Below are 12,822 nucleotides of genomic sequence, written 5' to 3' on the forward strand. Positions count from 1 at the left end.
GCAGTGCGTTAAACTCTTCGTTGGATATATCCTTCGGCAATTCCTTTGCTCACTAGATCGACAGACTCAACAACATGGCTTACCGCCGCAATATTGATGACAAACAATGTCATCGCAGCAAGGGTAAACTTTTGACACTTGATGAGAACCGATTCATGGATACGACCTGTTTTGACTAAATAAATCAAAACAACCCACTTGAGTAATGAGAAAATTGTATACATATAGCCTTTGATTCGGTTAATCGCCTAGCTATCGTATCGCATTCACTTCATCGGATGAATACTTTCATCTATAAATAAGAGCAAAAATCAGTAGTAAAACCAGCTTTAATATAAAAGCTATATCGATAATTTTCACCCCTGAAGACCTTAACGTTATCAGGATCCCCACAAATATGTCTCTCCTATAATCGTACGTTTTTGATACAACACTGAATCAATAAAACACAACAATTATACAGACCGACATACCGTAAGTACAACTATTCGAATATACCGAATTATATATAAGAATGGCTAAGCAGCGGCACAAGGCTAACCATCCCCCATAACAGTGAACAAACCCAAGCACTTAATTCAATAATTAGCCCACTAAAGCGACTGGTAGCAACTACATTTATGTACTCAATCACAGAAAAAGATGTATTGCCGTATGAACATGGTAAACTCATGCCCATTTTATATGCTCTGTATTTTACCAGCGCAGCAATATCAACCTAGTGTTAAGCCAATAGGATCATGCAGATACTTATACTGTCGTGAACATTATCCAAATAGCTGGCTGCATCACTCATATAAACGTGAAGGCACTGACCCTATATAACAGGGCCTTAACGATCACCATCGACCTAACAGGGGCATTCAAATGCTGAAGCTATATATCAAACATACGGTAACTGAGTGGTAGACACACTCAGGGTCAGCAGGATTTGCTGAACCTTAAATATGGCAAGACGCCCTCAATACATGCCCCTGAAAAATAAACAATAAATTGTAATATTATGAATTTGACTAAAATTAACGAGTATCCGAAGTACTGGGCTGAGTGCTATGGAATAGCTCCATTCCTACCGACAACTCGGAAAGAAATGGACGCACTGGGCTGGGATAGCTGCGACATAATTATTGTTACTGGTGATGCTTATGTTGATCACCCTAGCTTTGGTATGGCAATTATTGGCCGCTTGCTGGAAGCGCAAGGTTTTCGTGTAGGCATCATTTCCCAACCTAAATGGGATAACAAAGATGCTTTCATGGAGCTTGGCCAGCCTAACCTGTTCTTTGGTATTACGGCGGGTAACATGGATTCCATGATCAACCGCTATACCGCTGACCGTAAACTACGCCACGATGATGCCTACACACCAAACAACGAAGGCGGTAAACGCCCTGATCGCGCAGTATTGGTTTACTCGCAACGTTGTCGTGAAGCATTTAAAGAAACACCCATTGTATTGGGTGGTATTGAAGCGAGCCTACGCCGCTTAGCACACTACGATTACTGGTCAGACAAAGTACGTCGCTCAGTATTAGCCGATGCCAAAGCTGATATTCTATTGTTTGGTAACGCCGAACGTGCATTAGTCGAAGTCGCACATAGCCTTGCTAATGGTCAAACGCTGGAAGAAATGCAATTCATTGCGGGTACTGCGGTGATGATGCGTGAACTGCCTGCTGGCTATAAAGAAATCGACTCAAGCCGCATTGAAAAACCGGGCCGTGCCATGCAAATGCCGAACCCGTATGCGACTGAAGAAGTGTGTGAAACCAACAAAAAAGAACAGGCAAACGCTCAGCCAGTTCAACAAGTGGTCCATATTCAACCATCGCGCCACGATTCTAAGAGCACTGCGGTACGTTTACCGTCGTACGAGAAACTGCGTAACGACCGTATTCTATACGCACACGCAAGTCGTGTGATGCACTTAGAAACGAACCCGCATTCATCACGTGCACTGATTCAAAAGCATGCTGATCGTGAACTGTGGATCAATAAGCCACCTATTCCGCTAACAACGGAAGAAATGGACTACGTATTTGGGTTGTATTATGCGCGTGTACCGCACCCTTCTTACGGCAAAGCAAAGATCCCTGCGTATGACATGATCAAGACATCTGTAAATATCATGCGTGGTTGTTTTGGTGGTTGTTCGTTCTGTTCTATCACAGAGCACGAAGGCCGCATTATCCAAAACCGCTCGCAAGAGTCGATCATTAACGAGTTAGAAGAAATTCGCGATAAAGTCCCTGGCTTTACGGGCACAATCTCAGATCTTGGTGGCCCTACAGCTAACATGTATCGCCTTGGTTGCTCAGATCCTAAAGCGGAAGCAAACTGTCGTCGCCCTGCATGTATTTACCCAGATATTTGTAAAAAGCTAAATACGGATCATAAACACACGATCGATCTATACCGTAAAGCACGTGAAGTTAAAGGGATTAAAAAGATCCTGATTGCCTCTGGTGTGCGTTACGATTTAGCTATTGAATCACCAGAATACATTCGTGAACTAGTGACTCACCATGTGGGTGGTTATTTGAAAATTGCCCCTGAACATACCGAGAAAGGCACGCTTGATCTGATGATGAAGCCGGGTATGGGCAAATATGATCGCTTCAAAGAACTGTTTGAGAAGTACAACCGTGAAGCAGGTAAAAAACAATACCTGATCCCTTACTTTATTTCTGCGCATCCTGGTTCAACCGATGACGACATGCTAAACCTTGCACTTTGGCTGAAGAAGAATGAGTACCAGTGTGATCAGGTACAAAATTTCTACCCATCACCTATGTGTAATGCAACGGCGATGTATCACTCTGAAACTAACCCGCTGAAGCGTGTTAAGTATAAAAAGCGTGAAGATCTATTTGTTGCAAAAGGGGAACGTCAACGTCGATTGCATAAAGCACTACTTCGCTATCACGACCCAGTAAACTGGCCATTGATCCGTGAAGCCTTAGTCAACATGGGTAAGAAGTACTTAATTGGCGATCGACCAAACTGCTTAGTGCCTGAAGAAGGCAGCGATGCGGAACTAACGCCAGCACAACGTCGCGGTTCTGGCCGCCATGGTGCTAAACGCTTTGCGACTAAACACCCTAACCAGCCAGACATCCGTAAAGATGGCAAGCGCAACGGTAAACCTGGTGGTAATGGTGGTAACCGTCCTCAAAACGGCAACGGCAATGGCAATGGCAATGGCAATGGCAGCAATAAGCCAACCAACGGTAATCGTGGCAAGCCTGCAGGCCAATCATCAGGCAACCGTAATAACACAGGGAATGCACCTGGTTCTCGTGGTGGCAACGGTAAACCAGCAAGCCGAAATGGCAATGGCGGTAACAAGCCTAACCGTAGTCGCTCAAGAGCATAGTAGAAGCAACTTGGTTTCACTGACTATGACTTAATACAAAACAGCCCACGCATGCGTGGGCTGTTTACTTTCTGGCGATAAAAATTAAAACATGCTAGCGGAACAACTCAGAACCAAGGAAGAAAAGCGTTACTCCACCTAAGACTACCAGCAGTAATTTAATAATCGTCTTTTGCTGAGTTTCATCAAGATACTTCACAGCAAGGAATGCGAGCAGTAGCAATGCAATAATAACGGCAATTTTTAGCATTGGTGTGAACTCCTAAGTGTAGTGGCTGAGAGTCTGCTGGCGATCAAATATAAAATGGACGATAGAGTCTCAATATCTATTTAACGTAACACAAGCCCTTATCGTTCAACCCAACCTATATCAAGTTATTCCCCTAAGGTCACGGTTTGATCTTTAGATCTCAAACACTTGGTAATCTTTAAGTTGTGGGATCACTTTTTGTACTTCTTGTTCTTCTTGCGCTAACCCTTTCATTGAATCGCACAGGTCATTCGCTTTTACTGCCATTTCACCTGAACGCGAGCGGATCCGTTCTTCTAAACGCGCTTTAAGATCAGAAAATTTAGTTTGGACCTCAGAAAAGCTCAAATCTCCTTCTTTCATCTCAGCTGACAGTGCCGCGAACATTGCCGATGCTGATTCAAGGCTTACATGCTTTAACGCTTGTTCAAACTCACCCTTCCAGCTGGTATCCATTTCGTCAAACAAGTTTTCAGGCATAACAAACTCCCCGTCTGGGTAAAATTTGTCATTCGCTTTTGCTGCGTAGTCATCAATCAGACTCTGCACTTTGGCAAAGGATTCTTTAGAGTCAAAATCAGCCGATACTTCATCGAGCACATCATTTGCTACACCCACACCGTCTTTTGCTAAATCAGCCATCTTAGGTAAATTATCTTTTACCGATTGCGTATAAGCATCTAACGCACGCTGCTGCATCGCATTTAAATCAAGCTGCTTACCGTTAATGAATACGTTGTTGTTTTCATCTATAAGCAATTTTGGCTGACCACTTTCGTAAATCGATACTTGTTCGCCCGCAATACGCACTTCATGCTGAACATCGACAGGACAACTTTTTGCTTGCACTGCTGATACCGCACTGAATGAAGCGGCTAAAGCGGTAAATGCTAAGACTGACTTTTTCATTTCTATTGAATAACCTTTACGATTAATTATGCCCTCACTATACCGTTTAGCTTCAGCAACAGCTAGTTTCGGCACTTTGCTTTGTTTTTCAGCAACAAAAAGGTAAGCTTGAAAAGTCACTCATCAAAATGGATTCATTGTGGAAAAAGTCGCTATTTTTGTCGATGTGCAAAACATCTATTACACGGTAAAAGAAAAATACCACTGTAACTTCGATTACAACGCATTTTGGGCTGAAGCAACCCAAGGGCGAGAAGTCGTGGCGGCCTATGCTTATGCAATTCACCGTGGCGATGAAAAACAGCGTCAGTTCCAAAATATCTTGCGCGGCATTGGCTTTGAAGTGAAATTAAAGCCTTTCATCCAACGTAGTGATGGTTCCGCTAAAGGAGACTGGGATGTAGGCATTACGCTGGATGTTGTAGAACACGCACCTGACGTTGACCGCGTTATTCTTCTATCCGGTGATGGTGATTTCGATTTATTGGTTGATAAAGTACAAACCAAATTCGGAGCAAGTGTGGAAATATATGGTGTACCCGGCTTAACGGCTACATCATTACAAAACACTGCCCACTTCTATCGTGAGATTGAGCAAACACTGCTGCTTGGTCGATAACGTAAAACGCCCAATGCGACAACTTCACATTGGGCGCTTACCATACATTTATTTTCTGCACTTCTTTCTCTCTGCTAATACCCCTTATTAGGCAGTAATGCTTATCTGGCGAGTAGCTTGTATCTGCTTAAGCGCACCCCATGTCATTTTTAACGGTACAATCACAAAATAGACTGAAGCGATAATCACCATCACGGGATCGGCATACGGTGCAAAGTGAGCATACGATGACATTTTCAAACCAGTCGCGATTGTAAAACCAATTAATACAGCACCACTTATCACGGTATCCATCAACCATTGCTTAGACTCCGCATCCACCAACGCAGACTCCGCTTTACCACTGTAAACTGCCATCACTTTATAGTTAATGAAACAACCAACAACGTTAACCACACCAAAGACTAAAGCGATACCCGTATCTATATTACGGCCCCCCATAAAAATGGCTTCGACTGCGGCATAAAAAGACACCAAACACATAATAGTGATCACCATACCTTTAAAGGCAATCACACCAGACTCAACTTGCTGAGAATGCGTTACCGAGTGTGCTGTTTTCTGTGTGGTTTTATCACGGTGTAAATACGCAGCAGCGGCTAAAGAGACCAGTGTTAGCGCTAAGCTGACAAATGAATACGCACCATCGAAAACAATAACTAAAGAGCCAAGCCACAAACCAAGGGCGATCCCCATAACGGCAAAAAGGAATGATGATAACGTTGAAAACTGAAGTAACTTACGCTCTAGTTGGATATTGCATGACATATAAACCTCGATAATCGACAGCTTTTTCGTCGATATATACTCTTCTTTTGTAATCCACTTCATATTAACGCGGCTGACGTTATTGCTACAATCTCTCAGCGACGATTTTTTCGTCGGATAATATTTAAGCTATATCAGAGTAATATTGACGAGACCCTCACAATGAAAATATCCCAAGTGGAAATGTTTCTTCATGCCAGCCAAACAGGCTCTATAAGCGAGGCCGCTCGAAAACTTGGCAAGAGCCGTACGACAGTGAGCGCGGCTTTAAGCGCACTCGAAGATGATTTAGGGGTAAAACTACTGACACGTACTGGTAATCGTATTTTACTGACCGACATTGGCCAAACTGTCGCGAACGATTGTGTTCGACTAGCCATGATAGCCAATGAAATTAAGACCAAATGCACTCAACATATTGAAGGAGTTGAATCGGCCATTCGTATCGCCCGTGACGATGCACTACCAGAATCACTGTGGCGAGATTTGATCAAGCAACTGAAACACACCTTCCCCAAAACCAGCTTGTCTGTGTATGTTGCCCCTCCGCCTGAATTGGAGAACTTGGTTGAACAAAACATTGTTGATGTCGCGTATGGTTTATTACCCGCTAATCATCGTGCACCTCGATTACACCATGTCGATTTAGGGCAAATCAGGATGATGTCGGTTGCCCATAAAGATCACCCGTTAAGCCAATTACGAAAAGTGCACAGTGCAGATTTAGAGCGTTATACCGAAATTGCTTTAGCTTATATTGATGATGAAAGCCTGAAAGCGGTATCACCAAAATCAACTAACTACATTGCACTGGCCTTTTATGAATACTTACGAAATGCTGTTGTAGACGGTACAGGCTGGTCTTACGTCCCTGATTTACTCATTAAAGATCGGTTACGTGACGGTACGGTGAAAGTCATCAAACATAACCGAGCAATGAGCTGGCAGCCTTATGGTGAAATAGTCGAACAAGAATCACGCCGCGGTGCTGTTATCCAATGGCTATCAGATCAGCTAGAAGACTACCTATTCGATCACTCTGGAGCAGAATAGCGCATCTTTATATTGCGTCATGTCTCTTAATTGAAACATGCCTATGCCACCTTAGACCTATACTTTAGCGACGCGTAAGCATTAATTTGCCATTGATAGGCACTTATTTGCGCTAATTTTCCAATGGTATTGTTGGGTTCGTAAGGGGATAAAGTATGTTTAAAAAGCTAGTAGCGGAGTTTATTGGCACATTTTGGTTAGTACTTGGAGGCTGTGGTAGTGCAGTATTAGCTGCCGCTTTTCCTGATGTCGGCATTGGCTTACTCGGGGTATCACTTGCCTTTGGTTTAACGGTTGTCACTATGGCTTATGCTATTGGCCATATTTCGGGTTGTCACCTCAACCCTGCAGTCACTGTTGGGCTATGGTCGGGCGGTCGCTTTCCCGTAGCTGATGTTGTTCCTTATATCTTATCCCAAGTACTTGGTGCCATTGTGGGCGCTTATGTACTCTATGTTATTGCCAGCGGCCAAGCTGGATTTGACTTAGCAGGGGGACTCGCATCTAACGGTTATGGTGAGCATTCACCCGGTGGTTACAGTTTACTTTCAGGTTTTGTGACTGAATTTGTTATGACTTTTATGTTTTTGATTGTCATCTTAGGTGCCACCCACAAACTGGCAACACCAGGTATGGCAGGACTTGCGATTGGTTTAGCGCTCACACTGATTCACTTAATCAGTATCCCTGTGACAAATACTTCCGTAAACCCAGCACGTAGTACTGGCCCTGCGTTATTAGTTGGCGATTGGGCAGTGTCGCAGCTGTGGTTATTCTGGCTAGCACCTTTACTTGGCGCGCTAGTTGCGGGGATAGTTTATCGTTGGTTGAGTCCGCAAGAAGACTAAAAAACTAATATCAAAAACCAAATACCAAATACCAAGGTAAGACAAAAGTAAGGCGAAAAAAACAAACAAAAGCCGCGAAATATCGCGGCTTATACTTATCTTAGCAATTCAATTTTTCGACTGTTATACCCGTAATCTTTTTATATTTAACTCTGCGATTAAGGTACTAGCTGCAATAGTGCTTGAACAGGATGCTTCAACTTGCGGTGCTCAAAACGTTTAACTTGGCTTCGACACGAATAACCTGTGACTAAACAGCGTTCAGGATCACGCAGAGCTAGGTTTTTCTGCCAACTGAGCTCATACACGCCTTTAGACATTTCAAGCTTGTCTTTCTCATGGCCAAATGTTCCTGCCATACCACAACAACCCACTGGCACAGTTTCTAGTACCGCCCCAAAATGAGTAAAGATAGCACCCCACTCTTTCTCTGCATTGGGTAATTTAGTTTTCTCGGTACAGTGTGCAAAGAGGTGCCAAGGTTCCGATTTTTCGGCCGCTTTTTGCTTTTGCAATTCAGGTAATAGCGGTAACAGCCATTCATGGGCGGTTAATACAGCAAAGTCACCTCGCTGATCAGCAAGCACTTCATTGTATTCATCGCGATAACAAAGCACTAAAGCAGGATCAACGCCAACCAGAGGTATATTTAGTGCTGATAGTTGATTCAAAAACTCAGCGGTATTTTTTGCCGTTTTAGCAAACTGACGTAAGAAACCTTTCACATGCTGCGCTTTACCATTCGGTTTAAACGGTACAATAATTGGCTTCTTACCTAGCTTTTCAGCCAACAGTACGAAATCGCTGACAACATCTGCATCGTAGAAAGAGGTGAACGGATCCTGCACTATTAATACATAGTGCTGACGCTCTTGAGCTGATAGCGCTTGTAACCAAGTAAGATCAAAACGTGTCGCCTGATGACCATCTAACCTTTCTTGCAACGTCGGTACAGACAATGCAGGCATATCTACATAGCCAATCGTTTTTGCCGTTAACGATTGTGACCATTGTGGGCGCATCACCGCATTAAATAATGCAGGGGCTTTTGCCATGAGCGGTAAATAGCTTTCAACATACGCCACTAAGTAATCTTTGGCCGGACGTTGATAACGGCTGTAATACATATGCATAAAGCGCGAGCGAAAGCTCGGTACATCAACTTTGATCGGACATTGGCTCGCACACGCTTTACACGCTAAGCAGCCATTCATTGCTTCCATCACTTCATGTGAATAATCGTAAGCGGCGCGTTGACTACCGTAGGTGTTTTTTAGCCTATCTATAATTTGTTTGATCGTCGGCGTCGTTGTTAGCAGCTTCTGCTCTAACACAAGAGGGTCAATGCCTTGTTCAGCAAGCTGACGTAACCATTCACGCACTAAGCCAGCACGGCCTTTGGGGGAATGACGGCGATCAGCACTGATCTTCATCGATGGACACATAGGTGAACTGGTATCGTAATTGAAGCACAAGCCATTACCATTACATTCCATCGCCTGCTTAAAGCTATCACGTGTTTTTACTGGGATCTGTCGATCATAAAAACCACGTTTCACACCATCCACTTTCACAAGCTCTGCATCACTCTCAATGGGCGTACAAATTTTGCCTGGGTTCATGCGATTATCAGGATCAAACGCCGCTTTTATTCGACGCAGTTCAGTAAATAATTCATCGCCAAAAAATTCAGGGCCATATTCAGAACGGAAACCTTTTCCGTGTTCGCCCCACATCAAACCGCCATATTTAGCCACCAGCGCAACCACTTGATCAGAAATGATTTTCATCAACATCTCTTGCTCAGGATCACACATATCTAAAGCGGGACGAACATGTAAAACACCCGCATCAACATGACCAAACATGCCGTAATTCAATTGTTTCTCGTCCAATAACTGACGAAATTCAGCAATGAAGTCGGCTAGATTTTCCGGTGGAACACAGGTGTCTTCTGCAAAAGCGATGGGCTTTTTCGCCCCTTTAGCAGCACCTAATAGCCCCACCGCTTTTTTACGCATCGCATAAATTTTTTGAATGCTCGCAAGATCATCACAGACCTGGTAACCAATCAGGCCTTGCTCATTATTGGCAATCAATACATCAAGGCGCTGGCAAAGTTCAGTGACTTGTTGTTGATTTTCAGCCACTGAGCTATTAGCAAATTCCACCATATTGATTCCCTGCATATCTTTGCCGGGGACATCAGTTAATAAATCACTTACCGTATGCCACACAATGTCTTGTTTGGCTAAATTCAACACGCGAGAATCCACGGTTTCTACCGATAAGGCATTCGCCTCAACCATCATAGGCGCATTACGTAAGGCTGAATCAAAGCTATTGTATTTAATGTTCACCAAAGTACGCGCCTTTGGGATTGGGGTGATATTAAGCTTTGCTTCAGCAATAAAAGCTAATGACCCTTCAGCACCACATAGCAAGCGAGCAATATCGAACTGTGTAAGGTCATCATCGAACACATTTTTAAGATCGTACCCAGTCAGGAAGCGATTCAGCGGTGGGAATTTATCGATAATTTGAGGGCGTTTTTCACGACAAACCTGCTCACTCACTCGCTGTGCATTCGCGGCAAAGTTGTCGTCAGGTGAGCCAGCCTTGTCTGAAGATACAACTGGTGCCGTATTCAATACAGAACCATCAACCAGTACCGCCGTCAGAGACAAGACATGATCAGAGGTTTTGCCATATTTAAGCGAACCTTGACCAGATGCATCAGTATTAATCATACCGCCAATTGTGGCGCGATTACTGGTAGACAGATCGGGCGAGAAAAAATAGCCATGAGGGCGAAGTGCATCATTAAGCTGGTCTTTGATGACACCGGTTTGCACCCGTACCCAGCCTTCAACTGGGTTCACTTCCAAAATCTGGTTCATGTGGCGTGAAATATCCACCACAACCCCTTGAGTCAAAGACTGGCCGTTAGTGCCAGTGCCGCCACCGCGAGGAGAAAAAGAAACAGTACGAAAAAGTTCAGATGCACCAACTTTACCTATCAGTGATAAGTCGTCGATATTTGTAGGAAAAATAACGGCTTGTGGTAATTGCTGATAAACGCTGTTGTCAGTGGCTACAGCGAGTCGGCTGGCGTAAGTGGTTTCAATATCACCAAGAAAACCAGCTTGGTCGAGTTCATTCAGGTAGTCCAGTACGACACTGTCGATACTGCTCTGAGTTGTCAGTGCGGGTAACATTGCGCTCCTTTTCCAGTTTATTGCCGAATCCTACGGCATCTGGTTATCTCAATCATTATTCCCCCCACTGTACCTCACGCTTTACGTAAACTAAAGCGTGAGGTAAGGCAGATTATGCTACTAACTTAGTTGAAATTACTTTTCGGATCAGGGTTGTACCCGTTAAAAGCCAAATTCCTGCAAGAAAGCAGCCCAGAGAGCGTATAGATAACACGATTAAGCTAACGCTCGACTGGCAGGCAAACCAATTTGTTACCCAAGCAATCACGCCAGCTCCTAACGCAAATAATCCAGCGGTAAAGATAATTTGCCCCACCTTTAGTGGGCGCTTAAGCGGCTCCCAGCTCACATAATCCAAGCCTAAAAATATCCCGAGGAGAACAGAAAACAGATAAACATGGTCTGGCGCATGACTAAAACTAGCAATAAACCCAACAAACAAAGATAGCGATAACCAAAACCACTTACTCATAATACAGTCATCTAGGGCGTTGTTCTCTGCATTGAGCCACGCTATATAAATCGCCACCATACCAGTACCTAGAATTAAGCTTGCCATTGTATCGGTAATAAAATGTACGCCATACCAGACGCGTGCGACAGCTTGTCCAAACGCAAGAAAATAAGCGACGGGCAATAATAAGAACATCACCAGTAAGCCACGTTTATGCGTTAAGTAGTACCATGCAAGCCCCCACAAAACCGTTGCTATTAACGTGTGTCCACTAGGAAAACTAAAACCATAGGCACTGGCTTGTTTTAATGCAGGCACAATATAAAACGGTCGCGGTGAACCGATACTTAATTTCAGCACCGAGGAAATAAAGGTAACGCTTAGCAAAATAATGGATAAACGCAATACACCTTTGGTACCAAACATAACGGCACTAACCACGAGTAGAAAAGCGATAAACCCAACTTCACCGGGCAAATTTAATACCGCGATTGTCGTCTCAAAAATAGATTGCTGAGTTTGTGGCCAGCTTTTAACCCAATGTTGAAATTGGCTAATAAGCTGTAATTCCAACTGATGAAGTAAGTTAACACGATCACTTAAATCAGAATAATAGTCGACCGCACTTTCAGGTGTTACCGCCAACCATTTTTTTAATAACGGTTTATCGTTAGGAAAACGATAATCTGATGCTTTTAGCTCGTCAGGGCTAATAAGATAGACACGGCGAACTTCTTTGCCAAAATGCTCAGCAAACCATGACTCGACTATTGCGAATCCTAACGAATCTTTGGTTGTCGATACAAGTATTGGATCTTGTGCAACACAAGCATAAATTAGCGCTCGCTCTCGCTGCTGAATAAGGTGTGCTATCTCAACTTTTATCCCAGTTTCTTCCAATGCTTCACGAATCGCACTCTCTTCTGGTGTGGTGTTAGGCTCTATATAGCCGCCCGGCAGTGATATTTTCTTTGTTATGACTTCTGAAAGCATGACTAATTTATCATCAACGCGGATCACACAAACAGCACCCACAACATGTTTATCAGCTTGCTCATTATTATTTACGTTAATCGAGTTAGCGCTTGAAATACCTGAGAGGCATAACAAAAACACACCAAGGATCATTTTTACGATAACGTTTTGGATACCAACCACCTGCATTCCTACTTTCAGCCAACCTAAATACTCACACCTTCTTAATTGCGGCATTTTCATACAATTAATTAAATGGTGAGTTTAATAAAATTAACAATATATGGAATAGCGACTAATAAAAAGAATATTCCTTTAAAAGCCGCATAAAACAAAACCCTCTAGTGAGGGT

Annotated in this window: 10 protein-coding genes; 4 read left to right on the forward strand and 6 right to left on the reverse strand. The window is 43.5% G+C overall.

The features are described 5' to 3' along the window. Nucleotides 1-8 precede the first annotated feature (8 nt). The gene (locus tag OCU87_RS11180; RefSeq protein ID WP_261857162.1) at nt 9-224 is read right to left on the reverse strand and encodes a hypothetical protein; all 216 of its coding nucleotides are present in this window, start codon (nt 222-224) and stop codon (nt 9-11) included. Between the two features lie 779 nt (nt 225-1,003). On the opposite strand from OCU87_RS11180, the gene OCU87_RS11185 reads away from it, so the two are divergent. Continuing rightward, nucleotides 1,004-3,376, forward strand: coding sequence for a YgiQ family radical SAM protein (locus OCU87_RS11185; protein ID WP_261857163.1), 2,373 nt, complete (start codon nt 1,004-1,006; stop codon nt 3,374-3,376). A 94-nt stretch (nt 3,377-3,470) separates the two neighbouring features. Here OCU87_RS11185 and OCU87_RS11190 read toward each other — a convergent pair whose 3' ends face one another. Together OCU87_RS11190 and OCU87_RS11195 are read right to left on the reverse strand one after the other, a co-directional pair. Further along, a complete protein-coding gene (locus OCU87_RS11190; RefSeq protein ID WP_164488550.1) occupies nt 3,471-3,626 on the reverse strand; it encodes a hypothetical protein in 156 nt (51 codons plus the stop codon). Nucleotides 3,627-3,779: 153 nt separating this feature from the next. Then, a complete protein-coding gene (locus OCU87_RS11195) occupies nt 3,780-4,535 on the reverse strand; it encodes a YggN family protein (RefSeq protein WP_261857164.1) in 756 nt (251 codons plus the stop codon). Nucleotides 4,536-4,674: 139 nt separating this feature from the next. Here OCU87_RS11195 and OCU87_RS11200 point away from each other — a divergent pair, with 139 nt between their 5' ends. Beyond that, complete coding sequence (locus OCU87_RS11200) at nt 4,675-5,154, forward strand: LabA-like NYN domain-containing protein (RefSeq protein ID WP_062690826.1); 480 nt, start codon at nt 4,675-4,677, stop codon at nt 5,152-5,154. A gap of 87 nt (nt 5,155-5,241) precedes the next feature. Here the strand turns inward: OCU87_RS11200 and OCU87_RS11205 are convergent, their stop codons facing one another. After that, on the reverse strand, nt 5,242-5,922 hold the full coding sequence (locus tag OCU87_RS11205; RefSeq protein WP_261858374.1) for a cation transporter: 681 nt from the start codon (nt 5,920-5,922) through the stop codon (nt 5,242-5,244). A 162-nt stretch (nt 5,923-6,084) separates the two neighbouring features. Here OCU87_RS11205 and OCU87_RS11210 point away from each other — a divergent pair, with 162 nt between their 5' ends. Next, the gene (locus tag OCU87_RS11210; RefSeq protein WP_094957648.1) at nt 6,085-6,975 is read left to right on the forward strand and encodes a LysR family transcriptional regulator; all 891 of its coding nucleotides are present in this window, start codon (nt 6,085-6,087) and stop codon (nt 6,973-6,975) included. 155 nt (nt 6,976-7,130) lie between these two features. After that, a complete protein-coding gene (aqpZ, locus tag OCU87_RS11215) occupies nt 7,131-7,823 on the forward strand; it encodes an aquaporin Z (RefSeq protein ID WP_062690825.1) in 693 nt (230 codons plus the stop codon). 158 nt (nt 7,824-7,981) lie between these two features. Here the strand turns inward: aqpZ and ydiJ are convergent, their stop codons facing one another. Next, complete coding sequence (ydiJ, locus tag OCU87_RS11220) at nt 7,982-11,041, reverse strand: D-2-hydroxyglutarate dehydrogenase YdiJ (RefSeq protein WP_261857165.1); 3,060 nt, start codon at nt 11,039-11,041, stop codon at nt 7,982-7,984. Between the two features lie 112 nt (nt 11,042-11,153). Beyond that, on the reverse strand, nt 11,154-12,653 hold the full coding sequence (locus tag OCU87_RS11225) for a bifunctional NUDIX hydrolase/phosphatase PAP2 family protein (RefSeq protein WP_261857166.1): 1,500 nt from the start codon (nt 12,651-12,653) through the stop codon (nt 11,154-11,156). Nucleotides 12,654-12,822 lie beyond the last annotated feature (169 nt).

The organism is Photobacterium sanguinicancri, assembly GCF_024346675.1.
Lineage (GTDB): Bacteria > Pseudomonadota > Gammaproteobacteria > Enterobacterales > Vibrionaceae > Photobacterium > Photobacterium sanguinicancri.

What these genes read in the sequence shown, in the direction of transcription:
- OCU87_RS11180 (WP_261857162.1), bottom strand. Translation starts at nt 224, where the DNA reads ATGTATACAATTTTCTCATTACTCAAGTGGGTTGTTTTGATTTATTTA.
- OCU87_RS11185 (WP_261857163.1), top strand. Translation starts at nt 1,004, where the DNA reads ATGAATTTGACTAAAATTAACGAGTATCCGAAGTACTGGGCTGAGTGC.
- OCU87_RS11190 (WP_164488550.1), bottom strand. Translation starts at nt 3,626, where the DNA reads ATGCTAAAAATTGCCGTTATTATTGCATTGCTACTGCTCGCATTCCTT.
- OCU87_RS11195 (WP_261857164.1), bottom strand. Translation starts at nt 4,535, where the DNA reads ATGAAAAAGTCAGTCTTAGCATTTACCGCTTTAGCCGCTTCATTCAGT.
- OCU87_RS11205 (WP_261858374.1), bottom strand. Translation starts at nt 5,922, where the DNA reads ATGTCATGCAATATCCAACTAGAGCGTAAGTTACTTCAGTTTTCAACG.
- OCU87_RS11210 (WP_094957648.1), top strand. Translation starts at nt 6,085, where the DNA reads ATGAAAATATCCCAAGTGGAAATGTTTCTTCATGCCAGCCAAACAGGC.
- aqpZ (WP_062690825.1), top strand. Translation starts at nt 7,131, where the DNA reads ATGTTTAAAAAGCTAGTAGCGGAGTTTATTGGCACATTTTGGTTAGTA.
- ydiJ (WP_261857165.1), bottom strand. Translation starts at nt 11,041, where the DNA reads ATGTTACCCGCACTGACAACTCAGAGCAGTATCGACAGTGTCGTACTG.